Here is a 21,607-nt window from a genome sequence, read left to right as displayed (position 1 = left end):
CCCGTGAAAGTATAATTTTCGAGCCCCTTATGCAGCGCGACGCCCTTCTGACCAAGGATGAGCTGGACTTCATCCGGACCATGCAGCACAACCCGCAGCTCAACGAGCGGGATGTCACGTCGAGCTTGCTGGTGAACGGCGGGGCGCAGATACGTGATCTATTGACGCGCCTGGCGGCGAATGAACAAGTCACTTTGCAGGCGAATTTCGAAAACCAGCAGATGACCTTTCCGTTGCATCTGGTTGAAGATGAATTCCACGCCATGCACCTTCGCCTGGGTGTGCCGAGCATCTACGAGGACGGACCGAAAATCCGCCCATGGCGCCTCACGCTCGACGAGCCGGTGGCCTTGGAAAATGCCAAGGGGCAGACGGGGCCTTTATGGGTGCACGAAGTGTCTTGCAAGGGCGTACTGCTGGAAATTCGCAACCGTACCAAACCACCCAGACAATTCGTCTCGTGGTTCAGCCCGTCAGGCTACGAGAGGATTTCACTGCGCGGTACGTTCGAGCGAGAAACAGACCAAGGAATGTTTGCCTACCATCTGAGCCAGCATGACCAGGACGAAACCGAGCGCCTGCGTCAGTACATACTCCAGCAGCACCGCCTGACTCATCCGGCGATGCACCTCTAGCGACGGTTCAAGTGTCCAGGTTGCCGGCCAGAAATTGGCGCAAACGCTGGCGCATCACCGTACCTTCATTTCCCAGACAAGCGATTGCTGACCCCGCCAGGCTTTCCTGCGCCAGGTCGGACGCATCGCCGGCCAGCATGACGGGGCAATCCAGGCTCATCGCCAAGCGGTTAAGGCGTTTGGGCAGCTCGGCAACGGGCGCATGGTTGGAAACCAGTACCAGCGCCAAAGGCTGCATTTTCTGACAAACCAGGGTCAGCTCGTCAAAAGGTTGGCCGACCGTCATGACCCTGACGCCGACCTCAGCCTTGGACACATACAGCGCCGTTACCAGCAGCTCCAACTCACGACATTGGCCCGCAATGGCGCTGACCAGCACACGTCTCGATGAGAAATCTCGCTTGAGCAGCAATCGCTGCGTTACGCGCGAACGCAGGAAGCCATCGAAAAACAACCATTCGCTGGTCTGCCCGAACTCATGCTGACGTTGCAGCAGTTCTCGCCAAAGGGGCATCAGGATATCTTGGAAAACGATGGGAACGGCGTAGCCGGAAAACACCTGTCCGTAGACGCGATCGAGTTCCACGTCGTCAAAGTTACCGACTGCGTGCAACACCTGTTGCTGCCACTGGCTGTAATCGGCACGTACCAGATCGGAGGAAATAAGATTGGAAACCGGCTGCACCGATTCCGCCTTGGCTAGAATCTTTCCCACCTTGCTCACGGCTACCCCACGCTCGATCCAGGCGAGAATGCTGCGCACCTTTTCGATATCGCTCAGGGCATACAGACGGTGTCCGCTTTCGGTGCGAGTGGGTTGAATCAGACCGTAGCGCCGCTCCCATGCACGCAAGGTCACTGGATTAACACCAGTCAACCGCGCCACCTCACGGATAGGAACCAGATCTTCGCGCGTCAAGGCGTCGGACACCTGGAACGCAATGTTATCCTCGGTGTTTACGCTCATTCGCATGCTTTCCCGACTGGAAAATTGGATCCCATTTTATCTCCTCCCAAGCATGTCATGACAAGGGCATAACGCGATCAACGCGCGCAATTGTTGTTTTTTACTCGACAAGGAATAATCCTTGCCGACGTATTGCAACCAGACGCTGCCCATTACCCATGGGGCGTTTCCCCGCGAACCTCTTATCCGGAGCGCCGCGCTTGTAACATGGAGATACAAAATGTCTACCTCTCCCGTCACGCTAATGGTCGCCCGTCGCGTTGCCAAGGGGCGCTACCAGGATTTGATTGCATGGTTGCGTGAAGGCGAGCAATTGGCCACCGATTTCGCCGGTTACTTGGGTTCGGGCGTGCTCGCTCCACCGCCCGACGGCGACGAATTCCAGATCATTTTCCGTTTCGCCGACGAGCAGACTCTGCATGCCTGGGAGTACTCTGCCTCGCGCACGGCCTGGCTGGAACGAGGGAGCGAGCTGTTTGCCCAGCCGTCCGAACATAGGGTGCGAGGCATGGATGGCTGGTTCGGCGCGATCGGCCAACGTCCGCCACGCTGGAAACAAGCAGTAGCTATCTGGCTCGCGTTCTTTCCTGTTTCGTTATTGTTCAATTTCCTCTTGGGACCATTGCTCAACGAACTGGGTTTGCCGAGCCGTGTCTTCATCAGCACCCTTATACTGACGCCGCTGATGGTCTATCTGTTTATTCCCATGTCGACTCATATATTGGCGAGCTGGCTCACTGGCGCACCGCAACGGCCCTTGCCAGCGAAGCCCTCCACGCAGAATCATTGAAGCGACACTAAACCGGTGGGAGCCACCGTGCTCCCGCGGACTCGTCGCGGCGCCTTGCGTGAAGACTCCAGCCGCTCGTCATAAAGGAACGTATTCGTGAAACAGGGCACAACCGCTCCGATCCTGATCACCGGCGCAGCCCAGCGCGTCGGCCTGCATTGTGCCCGGCGGCTGCTGGAAGACGGGCACCCGGTGATCGCGACGTATCGCACCGAACGTTCAGGCATACAGGCGCTGCGAGATTTGGGCGCCACGGTTCTGTTTGCCGATTTCGCCAGTGAATCGGGGATTCTCGCCTTTATCGATCAGCTCAAGCAGCATACCAACCAACTGCGCGCCATTGTGCACAACGCCTCGGCCTGGCTGGCCGAAGCCCCGGGCAGTGAAGCGGACGCCTTCCACACCATGTTCAGCGTGCACATGCTCGCGCCTTACTTGATCAATCTGCATTGCGCCCAGTTGTTGGAACGTTCGGTACCGGCGGACATCGTGCACATCAGTGACGACGTGACGCGCAAGGGTAGCAGCAAGCACATCGCCTATTGCGCCACCAAGGCCGGCCTCGAAAGCCTGACCCTGTCCTTTGCAGCCAAGTACGCGCCTGCAATCAAGGTCAACGGTATCGCCCCGGCCCTGCTACTGTTCAATCCCGACGATGATGCGGCCTACCGTGCCAAGGCGTTGGCCAAGTCCGCGCTGGGCTTCGAACCCGGCAGCGAAGTGGTTTACCAGAGCCTGCGTTATCTGCTGGATAACCCTTACGTTACCGGCACGACGCTCACCGTGAACGGCGGGCGGCACATCAAATAGTCCTGTTTCGAGGAAGCACCATGGCGTTATCGCCCCAGCATTACCGTGAGATCCTGATCGGTCTGGGCGAAGACCCGGAGCGCGAAGGCCTGCTGGACACACCGGTGCGCGCAGCCAAGGCCATGCAGTATCTTTGCCACGGCTATGAACAGAGCGTCGAGCAGGTGGTCAATGGCGCTTTGTTTGCCTCCGACAACGATGAAATGGTGATCGTTGCCAATATCGAGCTCTACTCATTGTGCGAACATCACCTGCTGCCCTTCATCGGCAAGGCCCATGTGGCTTATATTCCTACGGGCAAGGTCCTGGGATTGTCGAAGATCGCCCGGCTGGTGGACATGTTCGCCCGCCGCCTGCAGATCCAGGAAAACCTCACCCGGCAAATCGCTGACGCGGTGCAACACGTCACCCAGGCGGCCGGTGTGGCGGTGGTGATCGAAGCCCAGCACATGTGCATGATGATGCGCGGTGTCGAAAAACAGAATTCGACCATGAACACCTCAGTGATGCTCGGCGCCTTTCGCGAGTCCAGCAACAGCCGCCAGGAGTTCCTGCAATTGATTCGACGGAGCCAATAAATGCCACAACTTCAGCCCGCCATGGCGCGCATCAAGGTCAAGGACCTGCGCCTGCGTACGTTCATCGGCATCAATGAGGACGAGATCCTCAACAAGCAGGATGTGTTGATCAACCTGACCATTCTCTACGCCGCCCAGGATGCGGTGCGCGACAACGATATCGAGCATGCGCTGAACTACCGAACCATCACCAAGGCGATCATTGCTCACGTGGAAGGCAACCGTTTCGCCCTGCTCGAACGCCTCACCCAGGAGCTGCTTGACCTGGTCATGGCCAACGAGTCGGTGCTGTACGCCGAAGTCGAAGTGGACAAGCCGCATGCCTTGCGATTTGCCGAGTCGGTGTCGATTACCCTTGCGGCAAGCCGGGCTGCTTCGTAGCAGCCAAAAGCTCCAGGCTGTAAGCTTCAAGCCTGACCGCAAACCAACTTGTAGCTTGAAGCTTGCCGCTTGAAGCCAACTCGCAGAGACCTCCATGAACGACCAACAACGCCTCGAACTCGAAGCCGCCGCTTTCCGTCGGCTGGTTGCCCATCTGGACAGCCGCAAGGATGTGCAGAACATCGACCTGATGAACCTCGCTGGCTTCTGCCGCAACTGCTTGTCCAAGTGGTACAAGGCCGCTGCCGACGAGCGTCAGATCGAGGTCAGCCTCGACGATGCGCGTGAAGTCGTCTACGGCATGCCATACGCCGAGTGGAAAGCCCAATACCAGAAAGAAGCCAGCGCCGAACAGCAGGCGGCGTTTGCCAAAGGAAACCCCAATGCCTGACCTGAATACCTTCCGCGCCAGCCTCAAAAGTGGCGAACATGTTTTTGCCAATACCCTGGCCTTTGTCGCCGAAGGCTACGAGTACCAGCCCCAAGCTTTCAACAACGGTGGCGTCGAGAACGCCGCCGGGCAGAACGAAGGTTCCTGCAAGACCTTGGGCCTGGCGCTGCTGGAAGGCTTGAGCGATGAAGAGGCGCTCCTGGCGTTTGGCGAACATTACCGCTCGGTGCTGGCCACGCCCGAAGGCAGTGACCATGGCAATATCCGCGCGCTGATGGTCCACGGATTGGCCGGCGTGACGTTCGAGGCGCAGCCACTGCAACGGCGCTGATCGACCCGCTTTTTGTGGCAAGGAGCTTGCTCCCGCTGGGCTGCGCAGCAGACCCAAGCAGTCAGATTCAATTTGCCTGACACACCGGGTTGTGAGGTTTCGGGGCCGCTTCGCGCCCCAGCGGGAGCAAGCTCCCTCGCCAGAGAAGCGGTTCTGGCAAGCTTCGCACTTATCCACATCCCGACTTTTAAGATTGACCCGGCAACTTTATTTCGTTTGCCGGTTCTCTCTGCTCACGGCTTAGATAAAGGACATCTTTCCTTCCTCCGAGCCGTCCTCCATGAGCAGCGAAACCATCAGCCAATCGATTTCCTTCGTCCACCCCGTCAGCCTCAGCCACGGCAGGAACGCCGAAGTCTGGGACGTTGAAGGCAAGCGCTACATCGATTTCGTGGGTGGCATCGGCGTGTTGAACCTCGGCCATTGCCACCCACGCATCGTCGAGGCCATTCGCGAGCAAGCCACCCGCCTGACCCACTACGCCTTTAACGCCGCGCCTCATGTGCCTTACGTGCAGTTGATGGAACGCTTGGCCGCATTCATCCCGGTGGATTACCCGATCAGCGGCATGCTCACCAACAGCGGGGCGGAGGCTGCGGAAAACGCCTTGAAAATCGTCCGCGGCGCCACGGGGCGCACCGCAGTGATCGCTTTTGACGGCGGTTTCCACGGCCGAACCCTCGCCACGCTGAACCTCAATGGCAAGGTCGCTCCGTACAAACAAAAAGTCGGCGTACTGCCCGGGCCGGTTTATCACCTGCCCTACCCCAGCCAGGACAACGGCGTGACTTGCGCCGAGGCGTTGAAAGCCATGGACAGGCTGTTCAGCGTCGAGATCGACGTGAACGACGTGGCCTGCTTCATCGTTGAACCGGTGCAGGGCGAAGCCGGGTTCCTGGCGATGGACGTGAGCTTCGCCCAGGCGCTGCGGCAGTTCTGCGATGACAAGGGCATCGTGCTGATCGTCGATGAGATCCAGTCCGGCTTCGGCCGCACCGGCCAGCGCTTTGCATTCCCTCGACTGGGCATCGAGCCTGACCTGATCCTGCTCGGTAAAAGCATTGCCGGTGGCGTCCCGCTGGGGGCGGTGGTGGGACGTAAATCACTGCTGGACACCTTGCCCAAGGGCGGGCTCGGCGGCACTTATTCGGGCAACCCCATCGCCTGCGCCGCAGCCCTGGCGACCCTGGACGAAATGACCGATGCGAACCTGCGGGCTTGGGGCGCCCAGCAGGAAGAAGCGATTGTCAGCCGTTACCAGTCATGGCGCGACCGTAGCCTGTCACCGTACCTGGGCCGATTGACCGGCGTCGGCGCGATGCGCGGCATCGAGCTGGCCAACGCCGACGGCACGCCGGCCACAGCACAACTGACCCAACTGCTGGCCCTGGCCCGGGCCTCGGGTTTGCTATTGATGCCCAGCGGTAAATCACGGCACATCATTCGTCTTCTGGCGCCATTGACGACTGAGCCGACGGTGATGAAAGAGGGGTTGGATATTCTGGAAGCCTGCCTGGCGAAGCTGTCCTGAAATCCAGGATGCGCTGAGGGACTGACATAACGAATTATGTTCGCTTGTGGTAGCCGATTGCGGCTGGCAATACTGGCCGACTGTCCTTTTTGCCTGAAGAGATCGCTGCCACCCCACACGCCCGAGGCATCCATGTATCACGACAATATAATTTATAAGAAAAAGTCAAATGATCCTCGATTCCTGCTGGGTGTAGCCGTGGTGCTGTTCCTGGGTTCATACGTGATGAACCTTGGCAACAGCGCCCTCAGCCACTTTCTGCAACCGCTGCTGGGGAGCGCACCGGACAGCCTCGGCGCGCGCAACATAGCCATCGGCCTGGGGATCGCCCTGCTGGGCACGCTGAATTTCCATGTCCTCGGTCGGCTGAAGTTCAAGGTGCAGACCACCGTGGTCTGGGTCGAGTTGCTGGTACTGTTCCTGGCGTTCTTCGACACCTTCAACCTCTCCTACAGTTTCATCCTCGACAAGGTCGGTTTCCTGATCATTCAGGGCGCGGCCACCACGCTCTATATCTCGGCCATCGCCATTGTGATTGCCTTTGTCCTGGCCCTGGTCGGCGCAGTCGCCAAGCTGTCCAACAACGGTCTGGCCAATGCCTTGGCCTCGTTCTATACCTCATTCTTTCGTGGCGTGCCGCTGCTGATCCAGATCTACCTGATCTACCTGGGCCTGCCGCAACTGGGTTATGTGGTCGATGCGGTGCCCGCCGGCATCCTGGCCCTGGCCCTGTGCTACGGCGCCTACATGACGGAGATTTTCCGCGCCGGTATCCAGAGCATCCCGGTGGGCCAATGGGAGGCTTCGCGGGCACTGGGCATCAGCCCGTTCAAGACGCTGAGCCGGGTGATCATGCCCCAGGCCCTGCGCGTCATCATCCCGCCTACCGGCAACCAGTTCATCGCGATGCTCAAGGACAGCTCCCTGGTGTCGGTGATTGGCGTCTGGGAACTGATGTACCTGGCCAAGACCCAGGGTCGCGCGGACTTCCGCCACCTGGAAATGCTGATCACCGCCGCGATGATCTACTGGGCCCTGTCGTTCATCCTGGAACGGGTGCAGGCGCGGATTGAAAAACGGGTCAATCGATCCACTGCAAGGGGTTGATGCGTGATGACTCGAACCGATACCGCCCGGCATCTCGACCCGACAACCACTGCCCAGGCCGGCGCACCGATGATTGCCATCAAAGGGCTGAACAAGTGGTATGGCAACTTCCATGCGTTGCGTGACGTCGACCTGAATGTCGCACCTGGCGAAATCCTGGTGGTCTGCGGCCCGTCGGGCTCGGGCAAGTCGACGATGATCCGCTGCATCAATCACCTGGAAAATTTCCAGAAAGGCCAGATCCAGGTCAACGGCATCGTCCTCACCAGCGAGGCCGAGAGCGTCAGCGCCGTGCGCCGCGAAATCGGCATGGTGTTCCAGAGCTTCAATCTTTTCCCGCACCTGAGCGTCATCGACAACCTGACCCTGGCCCCGCAACTGGTCCAGGGCGTGTCCAGCGCCGAAGCGAAAAAACGCGCCCGGGTCTACCTGGAGCGGGTGCGCATCGCCGAGCACGCCGACAAATACCCCTCGCAACTGTCCGGCGGCCAGCAGCAGCGCGTGGCGATTGCCCGGGCGTTGTGCATGAACCCGAAAGTCATGCTCTTCGACGAGCCCACCTCGGCCCTCGACCCGGAAATGGTCCACGAAGTGCTGGACGTCATGGGCGAGCTGGCCGGCGATGGCATGACCATGATCTGCGTGACCCACGAAATGGGCTTCGCCAGCAAGGTTGCCGACCGGGTGCTGTTCATGGACCAGGGCCAGGTGATCGAACAAGCCACGCCCGCCGATTTTTTCAACAACCCGCAGACCGAACGCGCGCAAAAATTCCTGTCGCAGATCATCGGTCACTGAGAACCGCTTTACCCCGCATAACAATAACGAAAAGTGGAGATGCACATGCTCAGTCAAAAACGCGCGATCACCCTGGCAGCCGCCCTGTCCCTGCTGTTCGTCGGCGCCGCCAACGCCGGGGCGGTCCTGGACAAGATCCAGAGCAGCAAGCAAATGACCGTCGCCACCTCGGCAACATGGCCGCCCCAAGGCTTTATCAACGACAAGAACGAAATCGACGGTTTCGACATCGACGTGTCCAAAGAAATCGCCAAGCGCCTGGGCGTCGCGGTCAAGTTCGTCACGCCGGATTGGGACGTCATCACCGCCGGCAAGTGGAACGGGCGCTGGGACATGTCCGTGGGGTCGATGACCGCCACCACCAGCCGTGCGCGCATCCTCGACTTCCCCGCCACGTACTACTACGTGCCCTATGTGTTCGCGGTCCACAACGACTCGACCTTGACCAACCGCCAGGCGCTCAACGGCAAGACCATCGGTGTCGAGGGCGGCACAACGTCCGAAGACTACCTGAACCAGCAACTGGCAATCGAAGCGACCGATATGCCGCCGGTCGACTATGACGTGAAGGCCGGAAAGATGAAGACCTACGCCGGCTCCCTTGGCCCGCTGGATGACCTGCGCCTGGGTAACGGCGTGCGCCTGGACGCAATCCTTACCCAGCGCAGCACCCTGGAAGCGGCCATCAAGAAGAACTACCCGTTGCGGGCCGTCGATGCGACGGCGGTGTTCTACGAACCGCTGGCCATCGCGACCGACAAGGGCGACCCGGAGCTGAAAGCCAAGCTTGCCGAAATCATTGGGCAGATGCACAAGGACGGCACGCTGACCCAGTTGTCGACCAAGTGGTACGGCGTCGATTATTCGGTCGTCAAATAACACCTCGTGCGGGAGCGGGTGTGCTCGCTCCCACTCAATGACTTCAAGGATCGATCATGTCCTTTCCCGCCACCTGGTACTCCCAAACCTCGCTGCCCCGTACAGCCAGGCCCGGACTCGGCAGCGCCGAAGCCTGCGACGTCTGCATCATCGGCGCCGGCATCGCCGGCCTCACGGCGGCGCTGGAACTGACGCAGCGCGGCAAACGCGTGATGCTGCTGGAAACCCATCAAGTCGGCTGGGGCGCGTCGGGGCGCAACGGGGGCGTGGTGTCGCCGGGCTGGGCCGAAGGCTCGGCGGCCATTCGTAAAAAAGTCGGGCTGGAGCAGGCCAAGGCACTGTTTCAAATGTCGGTGGAAGGCGTGGAGATCGTGCGCCATAACATGACTAGCCTGGCATTGACCGGCTGCGATCCGTCCGCCGGCACGATCCGGGTCAAGCGCTACGATGACAGCGCCGGTGTAAAAGCCCATATCGAAAACATGCGCCGGGATTTCGGTTACGAACTCAATTTTCTCGACGTCGCCCAAGTGCGTGAACGGGCCCACACCCGACGCTACTTCCAAGGCATCGAAGACCCCAACGCCCTGCACTTCCATCCCCTCAACTATTGCCTGGGGCTGGCTTCGGTCATCGAGGCGGCTGGCGGGCGGATCTATGAGAATACCAAGATGCTCGCCTGGCACCGCGAGGGGGCCGACAAGGTCATCCGCACCGCCCACGGCTCTGTGCGCTGCCAGGACCTGGTGTTCTGCGCAGGCGGCTACGGTGGCCCGGAACTGCAAAAGCTCAGCCGCGCCTACTTGCCTATCGCGACCTATGTGGTACTGACCGAGCCGCTGGGCGGATTGATCAAACAAGTCCTCAATTCCAGCGCCGCCTTTTCCGACGACCGTCGCGCCTCGGACTACTATCGCGTCGTCGACGGTGATCGCCTGCTCTGGGGCGGACGCATCACCACCCGCAACGAACAGAACGAAACGGCCCTGGCGACCATGCTCAAGGCCGACATGGTCTCGGTTTATCCGCAATTGGCGTCGGCAAAGATCGAGTTGGCCTGGTCCGGATTGATGGGCTATTCCACCAACAAGATGCCCAACCTGGGCATGCTGGAACCGGGCGTGTGGGCCTGCACATCATTTGGTGGACACGGCCTGAACACCGGCTCCATCGGCGCCCGGATCATCGCCGAAGCCGTGTGCGGGGAGAGCGAACGCTACAAGGCCTTCAGCCCTTACTGGCTCGACTGGAACGGCGGGCCGTTCGGGCGCGTCGCGGCGAACGCCATCTATCAATCGTTGAAGGTGATGGATTTTGTTCAGGAGCGGTTGCACGGGTGACGGGCCTCGCTCGGTTAACCACCGCCCATGAAAAAACCGGCCGAAGCCGGTTTTTTTGTGCCTGACGGATCAGAACGAAACGTTCTGCAGGCCGTCCAGGTAACGCTCGGTGTCCAGGGCCGCCATGCAACCGGCGCCGGCCGAGGTAATGGCCTGGCGATAGACGTGGTCGGCCACATCGCCGGCGGCGAAGATGCCTTCGACGCTGGTGGCGGTGGCGTTGCCGTCGCGGCCGCCCTTGACCACCAGGTAGCCATCCTTGAGTTCCAGCTGGCCTTCGAACAACGACGTGTTCGGGGTGTGGCCGATGGCGATGAACACGCCGTCGACTTTGATCTCGGCAAAGCTGCCGTCGTTGTTCTTCAGGCGAGCACCGGTCACGCCCATGTTGTCGCCCAGCACTTCGTCCAGGGTGGCGTTGAGCTTGAGGATGATCTTGCCTTCGGCGACGCGCGCGTTCAGCTTGTCGATCAGGATCTTCTCGGCGCGGAAGGTTTCGCGACGGTGGACCAGGGTCACGGTGCTGGCGATGTTGGCCAGGTACAGGGCTTCCTCGACCGCGGTGTTGCCGCCACCGACCACCGCCACGGGCTTGTTGCGGTAGAAGAAACCGTCGCAGGTGGCGCAGGCCGAAACGCCTTTACCCATGAACGTTTCTTCCGATGGCAGGCCCAGGTAGCGAGCGCTGGCGCCGGTGGCGATGATCAGGGCATCGCAGGTGTAGGTCGCGCTGTCACCGGTCAGTGTGTACGGCTTGGCGGCGAAATCGACGGCATTGATGTGATCGAAAACGATCTCTGTCTCGAAGCGCTCGGCGTGTTCTTTCATGCGCTCCATCAAGGCTGGGCCGGTCAAGCCGTGAACATCGCCCGGCCAGTTGTCGACTTCGGTGGTGGTGGTCAATTGACCGCCGGCCTGCATGCCGGTGATGAGCAACGGCTTGAGGTTGGCACGGGCCGCATAGACCGCGGCGCTGTAACCGGCAGGGCCGGAACCGAGAATAATCACTCGCGAATGACGGACTTCAGACATGACCTGCTCCTGTTGACCGGACCTTGCGGGCCGGAACGCCGGGTGAGCGGCGTGAATAAAAAAGGACCGTTGACGCACTTGGGGAAGGCTTGGGTTCGACAGTCCTGGAAAAGAATGGGTGCAGCGTATCGAGGGAGCGAAGATTAAGGAAATACGGTTTAACAATCCAGCTCATAGGTGAGCTCTATCTGCGGCAAGCCCCTCGATAGGCGTGTTCGCCTCGGGAAACGTTGTTACACGTCATGTCGCCGCTTTCCCGGGCGGGGCAAAGCCGGTAAGGTCGGCGCGTTCATCTTCGCTCGGAGTCACCTATGCCCGCCCCCGTCCTGTCCGGCCCGCAATATTTGCGAGAGGGCCTCAAGCTGGTCTTGAGCCCGGGCCTGCGCCTGTTCGTACTCCTGCCCTTGGCGATCAACCTGGTGCTGTTTGTCGGATTGATCTACCTGGCCGGCCATCAGTTCAGCCTGTGGGTCGATACGCTGATGCCGTCGCTGCCAGAGTGGCTGAGTTTCCTCAGCTATGTGCTCTGGCCACTGTTCGTGGTGCTCGTCGGGCTGATGGTGTTTTTCACCTTCACCATGCTCGCCAACATCATCGCCGCGCCGTTCAATGGTTTTCTCGCGGAAAAAGTCGAGGTGGTCATCCGCGGCACCGATGACTTCCCGGCTTTCAGTTGGGCCGAATTGATCGCCATGGTCCCCCGGACCCTCGGCCGGGAAGCGCGCAAGCTTGGCTATTTCCTGCCCCGCGCCCTGGGGCTGTTCGTGCTGTCGTTCATTCCCGTGGTCAATCTGGTGGCGGCGCCGCTGTGGCTGCTGTTCGGCGTGTGGATGATGGCGATCCAGTACATCGACTACCCGGCGGACAACCACAAGCTGGGCTGGAACGAAATGCTCGCCTGGCTGCGGGAAAAACGCTGGCAGAGCCTGGGCTTTGGCGGCAGCGTGTACCTGGTGCTGCTGATCCCGGTGGTCAACGTCCTGATGATGCCGGCGGCGGTCGCCGGGGCGACGTTGTTCTGGGTGCGCGAGCAAGGTGCCGAGACGGCGTTGGCCCGGCAGGGTTGAGTCCGTCACAAATCCGTCATCATGGCGTCACAACGACGAAATGGCCTCGGTCGACACTGGGGCCATGACCACACTCTTGCATGTCACCCTCGTCACTGAAACCTTTGCGCCGGAAATCAATGGCGTCGCCAATACCCTGGGGCGCCTTTACGACGGCTTGCGAGCCCGTGGGCACCGCGTGGAGCTGATCCGCCCCCGCCAGGCCGGAGATCAAGGCCACGCCAGCGACGAACAACTGCTGCTGTGCCGAGGCTGGCCTTTGCCGGGATATCCGGGTTTGCAGTGGGGGCAGGCTTCGATGCACAAGCTGCTCAGACGCTGGAAACGTCATCGCCCAGACGTCTTGTATATTGCCACCGAAGGCCCCTTGGGCTTGTCGGCGTTGCGGGCAGCGCGGCGCCTGGGTATCTCGGTGGTCAGCGGCTTCCACACCAACTTCCAGCAATACACCCAGCAATATGGCCTCGGCTTGTTGAGTCGGCTGTTGACCCATTACCTGCGCTGGTTTCACAACCGCTCGAGCCTGACCCTGGTGCCCAGTGTCAGCCAGCGCCTGGAGCTGGAACGCCGGCATTTTGAGCGCGTGGCCTTGTTGTCCCGCGGCGTGGACAGCCAACTGTTTCATCCGGCCAAACGCTCGGCCGCCCTGCGCGAAGCCTGGGGCCTGGACGAAGGTGATATCGCAGTGATCCATGTCGGACGCCTGGCGCCGGAGAAAAATTTGGGGCTGCTCAAGCGCAGTTTCGACACCCTGTGTAACGCTTTTGCGACACAGCGAATCAAACTGGTGATCATTGGTGACGGTCCGCAGCGGCCTGCCCTCGAACAGCAATTGCCCGGGGCGATCTTCTGTGGAGCCCAGCGTGGCGAAGCGTTGGCCGCCCATTACGCGTCTGGGGATGTATTCGTTTTTCCGAGCCTGACCGAAACCTTCGGTAACGTCGTGCTTGAAGCGCTGGCATCCGGGCTGGGCGTGGTGGCCTACGATCAGGCCGCGGCGGCGCAACACATCCGTCACGGTTACAACGGGGTGCTGGCGATGCCAGGGGATGAAGATGCATTCTGCGACGCGGCCCGCTGGCTGCTGGAAGAACGCGAGGCCTTGCGTTGCGTGAGGCTCAATGCGCGCCAGCATGCCAGTCGCCAGGGTTGGGCCTCGATCATCGAGCAGTTCGAGACGCTGCTGCGCGGCGTGTGTGTCGGCGAGCAGGGCCTGCCCGCTGCGCCGACGGTGCGCTAAGAATCGATGAGGTCGCTTCAGACGCTATTCAAACCAGCGTCATCAATGCCTCGCGGCTGAACGGCAGGATCTCTTGCTCGCGCCCTTCCCGGACTTTTTGCGCCCAGTCCGGATCCACCAGCAATGCGCGTCCCACTGCCACGAGGTCGAACTCTTCATTGTTCAAACGCTCCAGCAGGTTTTCCAGGCTGGCCGGCTGGGCAATTTTATCGGTGTTGACCATGAACTGGAGGAACTCGCCATCCAGGCCGACGCTGCCGACGGTGATGGTCGGTTTGCCGGTGAGCTTGCGGGTCCAGCCAGCCAGGTTCAGCTCCGAGCCTTCGAACTCCGGCTCCCAGAACCGGCGTGTCGAACAGTGGAAAATATCCACGCCTGCGTCAGCCAATGGCTTGAGGAATTCTCCCAGCGCATCGGGCGTCAGTACCAGACGCGCTGCGTAATCCTGCTGCTTCCATTGGGAGAAGCGGAAAATGATCGGGAAGCCCTCGCCCACCGCGGCGCGCACCGCACGAATCAGCTCGATCGCAAAGCGGGAACGGTTGGCCAGGCTGCCGCCGTAGCCGTCGGTGCGCTGGTTACTGCCTTCCCAGAAGAACTGGTCCACCAGGTAGCCATGGGCACCGTGGATTTCCACGCCGTCCATGCCGATGCTCTGGGCGTCTTTTGCCGCTTGGGCAAAGGCGGCGATGACTTCATCGATGTCCGCCTGGGTCATGCCGTGGACCACGACTTGGCCGTCCTTGAGTTTTTCAGTTGGACCATAGCCCGGCACGGCGCCATCCGGCTCGGTACCGAGGCGGCGTACGTTACCCACATGCCACAGCTGGGGGACGATCTTGCCGCCTTCGGCGTGCACCGCATCGACTACTTTTTTCCAGCCGGCCAGCGCGGCATCGCCGTAGAAGTGCGGTACGTTCGGATAGCCGTTGGACGCCTTGTGGCCGACCGTGGTGCCCTCGGTGATGATCAGGCCGACCCCGGCCGCCGCACGGCGACGGTAGTATTCGATAACCTTGGAGTTCGGCACGCCACCCGGTGAAAACGAACGGGTCATCGGCGCCATCACCACCCGGGTCGGCAATTCGAGCGCGCCGAGATGGAAGGGTTTGAACAGGGCTTTTGCTGGCATGAGGCACTCCACGGAACGAGGTCACAGGTCGGATATGACGACGATAATATGGAGCAAGCCGTGAGCTGGGTAGCACTATTGATTTGAATGATTAAGGATAAGAAGGAAACGGGCTGACACAGCCTTTATGGCGAGGGAGCTTGCTCCCCTCGCCATAAAGGCTACGTGCTAGGACAGCGCTTTTTCGATCGCCTGGATCACCGCCGGATCATCCGGCGCGGTGCGCGGGGAAAACCGCGCCAGCACGCGGCCGTCCTTGCCGAGCAGGAATTTTTCGAAGTTCCAGGTGATGTCCCCGGGGAACTCCGCGCCTTCGCCCGCCAGCAGGCGATAAAGCTGGTGACGGTCGTGGCCGTTCACTTCCAGCTTGCTGGACAATGGAAACGTCACGCCATAGTTGAGGCTGCAGAAGTCCTGGATTTCCTGTTCGGTCCCAGGCTCTTGCCCGGCGAACTGGTTGCAGGGTAGACCCAGCACGCTGAAGCCCTTGTCCTTGTATTGCTGATAGAGATTTTCCAACGCCGCGTATTGAGGCGTCAGGCCACATTTGGAGGCAACATTGACCACCAGCACGACTTGCCCTTTGAAGGGCGCCAGAGGAAGCTCCTGACCATCCAGCGCTGTCAGTTTAAGGTCGTGGAAAGCACTCATGACGAACTCCAGGTTTGCGGATCTTTTCGAAACAGCCATGGCGATGCTAACAGCAAGCGACTAAAAAGGCGCCATAGGGCGCCTCTCCAGTCAATCTGAGCGTAGCGCAGAAATCAGTGGTGATGGCCGCCTTCGCCATGGACGTGGCCATGGGCGATTTCTTCCTGGCTGGCGTCACGGATGTCGATGATCTTGACTTGGAAGTTCAAGCGCTGGCCGGCCAATGGGTGGTTGCCGTCAACGGTGACGTCGTCGCCTTCCAGGTCGCGGATGGTCACGATCTGCATCTGGCCGTCCGGCGCCGATGCGTGGAACTGCATGCCCACTTCCAGCTCATCCACGCCTTCGAACATGCTGCGGCTGAGGGTGCTGACCAGTTCGGCGGAATATTCGCCATAGGCGTCTTCCGGCTCGACGGAGACGTTCAATTCGTCACCGGTGGTTTTGCCTTCCAGGGCTTTTTCCAAGCCCTGGATGATGTTGCCTGCGCCATGCAGGTAGACCAGCGGAGCGCCGCCGGCAGAGCTGTCGATGACCTCACCAGCGTCGTTGGTCAGGGTATAGTCGATGGAGACAGCCTTATTGGCGGCGATCAGCATGGGGCGAGACCTTTTGCATAAGAATGAAGAACGGACAAGTCTAAACAAGGATTTGCCCGAAAGCGAACGGAACCCGGACAAACGGGCTAGCTCGAACAGACCAACGGTCACAGGTTTTCATCAGGATGAGGACGGGCACTGGGTGGCCGAGCTGTCCTGTGGCCACACGCAGCACCTGCGCCATCAGCCACCCTGGCAATCCCGGGCCTGGGTGCTGGACCCTGCGCAACGTATTGAAAAAATAGGCCAGCCCTTTGATTGCGGCTGGTGCGCCCAAGGCCCGGTTAGCGATAACCTTGACGACTGAATTGATGGTAGACGGCCAGTCATAGGCCGCGCCTTGCTAGGGAAACCGCATGCAAACTTTTTTTATCGCGCCCACCGATTTTGGTGTGGGTCTGACCTCCATCAGCCTCGGGCTGGTGCGTACCCTCGAACGGGCCGGGCTGAAAGTCGGCTTTTTCAAACCCATCGCCCAGCCTCACCCCGGCGATACCGGGCCGGAACGCTCCACCGAACTGGTGGCCCGTACCCACGGCCTCAAGCCGCCACAACCCTTGGGCCTGGCCCATGTGGAGCGCATGCTGGGCGACGGCCAGCTCGATGAACTGCTGGAGGAAATCATCACCCTCTACCAGCAAGCCGCCATCGGCAAGGACGTGCTGGTCGTCGAAGGCATGGTCCCGACCCGCAGCGCCAGCTACGCCGCCCGGGTCAACCTGCACTTGGCCAAGAGCCTGGACGCCGAGGTCATCCTCGTGTCAGCCCCGGAAAACGAAGTGCTGACCGAGCTGTCCGGCCGCGTCGAGTTGCAGGCGCAACTGTTCGGCGGGCCGAAAGACCCGAAGGTGCTTGGCGTAATCCTTAACAAGGTCCGCACTGACGAAAGCATGGAAGCGTTCTCCGCGCGCCTCAAGGAGCACTCGCCCTTGCTGCGCAGCGGCGACTTCCGTCTGCTCGGTTGCATCCCGTTTCGCCCCGAACTCAACGCCCCGCGCACCCGCGACGTGGCCGACCTGATGGGCGCACAGGTGCTCAACGCCGGTGATTACGAGAGCCGGCGCATGAGCAACATCATTATCTGCGCTCGCACCATGCGCAACACCGTGGAACTGCTCAAGCCAGGCGTCCTGGTCGTCACGCCTGGCGACCGCGACGACATCATCCTCGCCGTGAGCCTCGCGGCGATCAACGGCGTGCCACTGGCCGGCCTGCTGCTGACCAGCGACACCCTGCCCGACCCACGCATCATGGATTTATGCCGGGGTGCGCTGCAGGCCGGGCTGCCGGTGCTGTCGGTGAGCACCGGCTCCTACGACACCGCCAACTTGCTTAACAACCTGAACAAGGAAATCCCGATCGACGACCGCGAGCGAGCGGAAATCATCACCGATTTCGTCGCCAGCCACCTGGACGCCAAATGGCTGCACCAGCGCTGCGGCACGCCTCGGGAAATGCGCCTGTCGCCGGCGGTGTTCCGCTATCAACTGATCCAGCGCGCTCAGGCGGCGAACAAACGCATCGTGCTGCCTGAAGGCAGCGAACCGCTGACCGTCCAGGCCGCCGCCATTTGCCAGGCCCGGGGCATCGCCCGTTGCGTGCTGCTGGCCAAGCCGGCCGACGTCGAGGCGGTGGCGCGCGCCCAGGGCATCGAACTGCCGCCGGGGCTGGAGATCCTCGACCCGGATGTGATTCGCGAGCGTTACGTCGAACCCATGGTGCAACTGCGCAAAAGCAAAAGCCTGAACGCGCCGATGGCCGAGCAACAGCTGGAAGACACCGTGGTGATCGGCACCATGATGCTGGCGCTGGACGAAGTGGACGGACTTGTCTCGGGTGTCATCCACTCCACCGCCAACACCATCCGCCCGGCGCTGCAACTGATCAAGACCGCACCAGGGTGCTCGCTGGTGTCCTCGGTATTCTTCATGCTGTTTCCGGAAGAAGTCCTGGTGTACGGCGACTGCGTGATGAACCCACACCCGAGCGCGACGGAACTGGCGGAAATTGCCCTGCAAAGCGCTGATTCCGCCGCGGCGTTCGGCATCACGCCACGGGTGGCGATGCTCAGCTATTCCAGCGGCGAGTCGGCCAGCGGCGAAGAAGTGGAGAAAGTCCGCGAGGCCACGCTGCTGGCCCACGAGGCGCAACATGGCCTGTTGATCGACGGCCCGCTGCAATACGACGCCGCCGCCAACGAAGCCGTGGCGCGGCAACTGGCGCCCAACAGCCAAGTCGCGGGTCGGGCGACGGTGTTTATCTTCCCGGACCTGAACACCGGCAATACCACCCACAAGGCCGTACAGCGCAGCGCCGACTGCGTCAGCCTCGGGCCGATGCTGCAAGGCTTGCGCAAACCGGTGAACGACTTGCCGCGCGGCGCCCAGGTCGACGACATCGTGTACACCATCGCCCTCACCGCGATCCAAGCCGCCAACCGACCTCTGGATATTTAAATGCTGGATTTCCTGCCTGCCCACCTGCGTGGCGTCATCGCTTCATTGCTGTTGGGGCTGAACACCATCGCCTGCTGCACACCGCTATTCGTCGTAGCGATTTTCAAGCTGTTGCTGCCCTTCCCCGCCGCCCAGCGCTTCACCGACTGGCTGATGAGCCACATCCACGAAGCCTGGATCAGCAACAACAAGGCCTGGATGAATCTGCTGCGCCGCACGCGCTGGCACCTCAGCGGCCTGGAGGGCCTCGACTACCAGCACTCATACCTGATCACCAGCAACCACCAGAGCTGGGTCGACATCATGGTATTGCAGTACGTGCTGAACCGGCGCATCCGACCGTTGAAGTTTTTTCTCAAGCAAGAGCTGATCTGGGTGCCGGTGATCGGCCTGGCCTGGTGGGCGTTGGGCTTTCCATTCATGAAGCGCTATTCCAAGGCGTACCTGGAAAAGCATCCGGAAAAGAAAGGCAAGGACTTGGAGACCACGCGCAAGACCTGCGCGAAATTTCGCAACAACCCGGTCGGCATCTTCAATTTCGTCGAAGGCACGCGCTTCACCGAAGGCAAGCATGCCCAGCAACAATCGCCGTTTCGCTACCTGCTCAAGCCCAAGGCCGGCGGCATCGCGTTTGTGCTCGACGCAATGGGCGAACAACTGGAATCGATCATCAACGTGACGATTCATTATCCCGGCGGGCGTCCCGGCTATTGGGACTTGCTCTGCGGCAAGGTCGATGAGGTGGTGGTGCATTTCCAGGAGCTGAAAATCCCAGCGCAATTCATCGGTAAGAACTACGACCAGGATGGCGCCTATCGCCTGGAATTCCAGGGCTGGATCAACCAGTTGTGGCAGGACAAGGACGCGCTGCTTGCGCAGATGCATCGCGAGTATCCAGACCGCCACTGATGCCCGTTGACGATTCTGTAGAAACAAAAAAGCCCGCCGATGATCACTCATCGGCGGGCTTTTGATTTGCAGCGGCTTTCTTTAGATCGCCCCGTGCTTGCGTAGCAGCTCCAGCACCTGCTTGACGCTTTCCTCCAACGTCAGCGACTGGGTGTCGATCACCAGGTCGGCGTCCAGCGGCACGTCGTACGGGAAGGACTCGCCCGGGATGTTATCGCCGGCAGCGGCGTACAGCCCTTGCGGATCGCGTTGGGCGCACACCGCTGGCGACGCCTGGACGTAGACCGTCAGCAGACGCTCCCTGCCGATCAGGTCCTTGGCCTGCTCACGCCCTTCGGCACTCGGCGCAACGAACGCGGCGAGGGTCAGCAGGCCGGCTTCGTTGAACTGACGTGCGACGTGAGCCGCACGACGCCAGTTCTCGGTACGCCCGGTACGATCCTGCGGCAGGCCTTTGTTCAGGTCATGACGCAGGTTCTGGCCATCGAGCACGAACACCGCACGGCCCAGGTCGAACAGCTTGCGCTCCACGGCGTAGGCCAGCGTGCTCTTGCCCGCGCCGGACAAGCCGCTGAACAACACCGTGGCCGGTTGCTGGCCGAAGCGCTGGGCGCGCTCTTCCACCGACACATGGGCCAGTTTGCCGTGATGCGTGCTGCTGCCATGGGCCAGTGGCTGGGCGACGATCATGCCCGCGCCAACGGTGCCGTTGGTCAGGCGATCGATGATGATGAAGGCGCCGGTGGTGCGGTTGCTCTCGTAGCCGTCCAGGGCAATCGGCGCGTCCAAGGCGATCTTCACCTTGCCGATTTCGTTGAGTTGCAGCGCGCTGGCCGGGCCTTCCTCGAGCGTGTTCACATCGACCTTGTTGACGATGCTGGCAATCGAGCCCGGCACATAACTGGTGGCGCGCTTGATGTCGTATTTCTTGCCGGGGAGCATTGGCTCTTCGGCCATCCACACGAGCATCGCTTCGAAGCTGTCGGTGACCGGCGGCACGTTATCGGCGTGCACCAGCAAGTCGCCACGGGAGATGTCGATCTCGTCTTCCATGGTCAGGGTTACGGCCTGACCTGGGCCTGCGTGCTCCAGTTCGCCTTCGAAAGTAACGATGGATTTCACGCGGCTGCTCTTGCCGGACGGCAGCACCACCACTTCGTCGCCCTTGTGCACGACGCCGCTGGCGAGGGTGCCGGCGAAACCGCGAAAGTTCAGGTTCGGACGGTTGACGTACTGCACGGGGAAACGCAGGTCGGTGAAGTTACGGTCGCCCGCCACTTCCACGGTCTCGAGGATTTCCATCAGCGACTGGCCGGTGTACCACGGCGAGCGCTCGGACTTGTTCACCACGTTGTCGCCCTTGAGGGCCGACATCGGCACGAAGTGCATGCTGGTGGGCTTCAACTTCAAGCCTTCGGCGAACTTCAGGTAGTCGGCCTTGATCGACTCGAACACGCCTTGGTCGAAGTCCTTGAGGTCCATCTTGTTGATGGCGACAACGATGTGCTTGATGCCCAGCAACGAGGCGATGAAGCTGTGGCGACGGGTCTGGGTCTGCACACCGTAGCGGGCGTCCACCAGGATGATCGCCAGGTCACAGGTGGAGGCACCGGTGGCCATGTTGCGGGTGTACTGCTCATGGCCGGGGGTATCGGCGATGATGAATTTGCGCTTGGCGGTGGAGAAATAGCGGTAGGCGACATCGATGGTGATGCCTTGCTCGCGCTCGGCCTGCAGGCCGTCGACCAGCAATGCCAGGTCGATGTCGTCACCGGTGGTGCCGACTTTCTTCGAATCGCGGGTGATTGCTTCCAGGTGATCTTCGTAGATCATCTTGGAGTCGTGCAGCAGGCGCCCGATCAGGGTGCTCTTGCCGTCATCGACGTTACCGCAGGTCAAGAAGCGCAGCAGTTCTTTACGCTCGTGCTGGCCCAGGTAAGCGAGGATGTCCTCGCTGATCAAATCAGATGCGTGCGACATGAC

The 21,607-nt window shown here is 60.9% G+C and carries 23 protein-coding genes; 17 read left to right on the top strand and 6 right to left on the bottom strand.

What is annotated here, in order from left to right; translation table 11 throughout:
- The first annotated feature begins 29 nt into the window (after window positions 1–29).
- Entirely contained in the window at window positions 30–635 is a 606-nt protein-coding gene (locus HU762_RS14675; protein WP_186638121.1) for a hypothetical protein, read from the top strand.
- Between the two features lie 7 nt (window positions 636–642).
- Here the strand turns inward: HU762_RS14675 and HU762_RS14670 are convergent, their stop codons facing one another.
- On the bottom strand, window positions 643–1,602 hold the full coding sequence (locus HU762_RS14670; RefSeq protein WP_186638119.1) for a MerR family transcriptional regulator: 960 nt from the start codon (window positions 1,600–1,602) through the stop codon (window positions 643–645).
- 220 nt (window positions 1,603–1,822) lie between these two features.
- Here HU762_RS14670 and HU762_RS14665 point away from each other — a divergent pair, with 220 nt between their 5' ends.
- The 11 genes from HU762_RS14665 to HU762_RS14615 all read left to right on the top strand — a co-directional run bounded on the left by HU762_RS14665 (window position 1,823) and on the right by HU762_RS14615 (window position 10,538).
- Entirely contained in the window at window positions 1,823–2,392 is a 570-nt protein-coding gene (locus HU762_RS14665) for an antibiotic biosynthesis monooxygenase (RefSeq protein WP_186638117.1), read from the top strand.
- Window positions 2,393–2,488: 96 nt separating this feature from the next.
- Window positions 2,489–3,202: a dihydromonapterin reductase gene (folM, locus tag HU762_RS14660; protein WP_186638115.1), complete on the top strand. Its 714-nt coding sequence runs from the start codon at window positions 2,489–2,491 to the stop codon at window positions 3,200–3,202.
- 20 nt (window positions 3,203–3,222) lie between these two features.
- Window positions 3,223–3,780: a GTP cyclohydrolase I FolE gene (folE, locus tag HU762_RS14655; protein ID WP_186638113.1), complete on the top strand. Its 558-nt coding sequence runs from the start codon at window positions 3,223–3,225 to the stop codon at window positions 3,778–3,780.
- Window positions 3,781–4,161 carry a dihydroneopterin triphosphate 2'-epimerase gene (gene folX, locus HU762_RS14650; protein ID WP_186638111.1) on the top strand — a complete coding sequence of 127 codons (381 nt, stop codon included), beginning with the start codon at window positions 3,781–3,783 and terminating at the stop codon, window positions 4,159–4,161.
- A gap of 94 nt (window positions 4,162–4,255) precedes the next feature.
- Window positions 4,256–4,552, top strand: a complete 297-nt coding sequence (locus HU762_RS14645; protein WP_181287618.1) for a DUF1244 domain-containing protein — start codon at window positions 4,256–4,258, stop codon at window positions 4,550–4,552.
- Window positions 4,545–4,883 carry a HopJ type III effector protein gene (locus HU762_RS14640; protein ID WP_186638109.1) on the top strand — a complete coding sequence of 113 codons (339 nt, stop codon included), beginning with the start codon at window positions 4,545–4,547 and terminating at the stop codon, window positions 4,881–4,883. The genes HU762_RS14645 and HU762_RS14640 overlap by 8 nt, the downstream gene beginning before the upstream one ends.
- 280 nt (window positions 4,884–5,163) lie before the next feature.
- Window positions 5,164–6,414, top strand: a complete 1,251-nt coding sequence (locus tag HU762_RS14635) for an aspartate aminotransferase family protein (RefSeq protein ID WP_186638106.1) — start codon at window positions 5,164–5,166, stop codon at window positions 6,412–6,414.
- Between the two features lie 132 nt (window positions 6,415–6,546).
- Entirely contained in the window at window positions 6,547–7,521 is a 975-nt protein-coding gene (locus HU762_RS14630; protein WP_186638103.1) for an amino acid ABC transporter permease, read from the top strand.
- 69 nt (window positions 7,522–7,590) lie between these two features.
- On the top strand, window positions 7,591–8,319 hold the full coding sequence (locus HU762_RS14625) for an amino acid ABC transporter ATP-binding protein (protein ID WP_186638415.1): 729 nt from the start codon (window positions 7,591–7,593) through the stop codon (window positions 8,317–8,319).
- Window positions 8,320–8,364: 45 nt separating this feature from the next.
- The gene (locus HU762_RS14620; RefSeq protein WP_186638101.1) at window positions 8,365–9,198 is read left to right on the top strand and encodes a transporter substrate-binding domain-containing protein; all 834 of its coding nucleotides are present in this window, start codon (window positions 8,365–8,367) and stop codon (window positions 9,196–9,198) included.
- A 56-nt stretch (window positions 9,199–9,254) separates the two neighbouring features.
- Entirely contained in the window at window positions 9,255–10,538 is a 1,284-nt protein-coding gene (locus HU762_RS14615) for an FAD-binding oxidoreductase (RefSeq protein ID WP_186638100.1), read from the top strand.
- A 69-nt stretch (window positions 10,539–10,607) separates the two neighbouring features.
- Here the strand turns inward: HU762_RS14615 and trxB are convergent, their stop codons facing one another.
- Window positions 10,608–11,570, bottom strand: coding sequence for a thioredoxin-disulfide reductase (gene trxB / locus HU762_RS14610; protein ID WP_186638099.1), 963 nt, complete (start codon window positions 11,568–11,570; stop codon window positions 10,608–10,610).
- Between the two features lie 311 nt (window positions 11,571–11,881).
- Here trxB and cysZ point away from each other — a divergent pair, with 311 nt between their 5' ends.
- The gene (gene cysZ / locus HU762_RS14605; protein ID WP_186638098.1) at window positions 11,882–12,637 is read left to right on the top strand and encodes a sulfate transporter CysZ; all 756 of its coding nucleotides are present in this window, start codon (window positions 11,882–11,884) and stop codon (window positions 12,635–12,637) included.
- A 40-nt stretch (window positions 12,638–12,677) separates the two neighbouring features.
- Entirely contained in the window at window positions 12,678–13,877 is a 1,200-nt protein-coding gene (locus HU762_RS14600; RefSeq protein WP_186638097.1) for a glycosyltransferase family 1 protein, read from the top strand.
- Between the two features lie 28 nt (window positions 13,878–13,905).
- On the opposite strand, the gene HU762_RS14595 is transcribed toward HU762_RS14600, so the two are convergent.
- From HU762_RS14595 to HU762_RS14585, 3 genes are all read right to left on the bottom strand, one after another.
- Window positions 13,906–15,009, bottom strand: a complete 1,104-nt coding sequence (locus HU762_RS14595; RefSeq protein ID WP_186638096.1) for an NADH:flavin oxidoreductase — start codon at window positions 15,007–15,009, stop codon at window positions 13,906–13,908.
- 168 nt (window positions 15,010–15,177) lie between these two features.
- Window positions 15,178–15,660 (bottom strand): glutathione peroxidase, encoded by a 483-nt coding sequence (locus tag HU762_RS14590; protein WP_186638095.1) that lies wholly within the window; start codon window positions 15,658–15,660, stop codon window positions 15,178–15,180.
- A 113-nt stretch (window positions 15,661–15,773) separates the two neighbouring features.
- Entirely contained in the window at window positions 15,774–16,259 is a 486-nt protein-coding gene (locus HU762_RS14585) for a peptidylprolyl isomerase (protein ID WP_186638093.1), read from the bottom strand.
- Between HU762_RS14585 and HU762_RS14580 the strand changes: the two genes are divergently transcribed.
- Genes HU762_RS14580 through HU762_RS14570 form a run of 3 tightly spaced genes read left to right on the top strand, consistent with a single transcriptional unit; the run spans window position 16,228 to window position 19,624 of the window.
- On the top strand, window positions 16,228–16,566 hold the full coding sequence (locus tag HU762_RS14580) for a DUF3565 domain-containing protein (RefSeq protein WP_186638091.1): 339 nt from the start codon (window positions 16,228–16,230) through the stop codon (window positions 16,564–16,566). The two genes, HU762_RS14585 and HU762_RS14580, sit on opposite strands and share 32 nt — an antisense overlap.
- A 49-nt stretch (window positions 16,567–16,615) precedes the next feature.
- Complete coding sequence (pta, locus tag HU762_RS14575; RefSeq protein ID WP_186638089.1) at window positions 16,616–18,715, top strand: phosphate acetyltransferase; 2,100 nt, start codon at window positions 16,616–16,618, stop codon at window positions 18,713–18,715.
- Window positions 18,716–19,624: an acyltransferase gene (locus HU762_RS14570; RefSeq protein ID WP_186638088.1), complete on the top strand. Its 909-nt coding sequence runs from the start codon at window positions 18,716–18,718 to the stop codon at window positions 19,622–19,624. It abuts the gene before it with no gap.
- Between the two features lie 81 nt (window positions 19,625–19,705).
- On the opposite strand, the gene cysN is transcribed toward HU762_RS14570, so the two are convergent.
- A complete protein-coding gene (gene cysN / locus HU762_RS14565; protein ID WP_186638086.1) occupies window positions 19,706–21,604 on the bottom strand; it encodes a sulfate adenylyltransferase subunit CysN in 1,899 nt (632 codons plus the stop codon).
- Window positions 21,605–21,607: the final 3 nt, after the last annotated feature.

This window comes from Pseudomonas sp. SWRI92, assembly GCF_014268685.1.
Lineage (GTDB): Bacteria > Pseudomonadota > Gammaproteobacteria > Pseudomonadales > Pseudomonadaceae > Aquipseudomonas > Aquipseudomonas marvdashtae.
The sequence above is the reverse complement of the archived record's forward strand: the minus strand, read 5'-3'. Positions and strand labels throughout refer to the sequence as shown.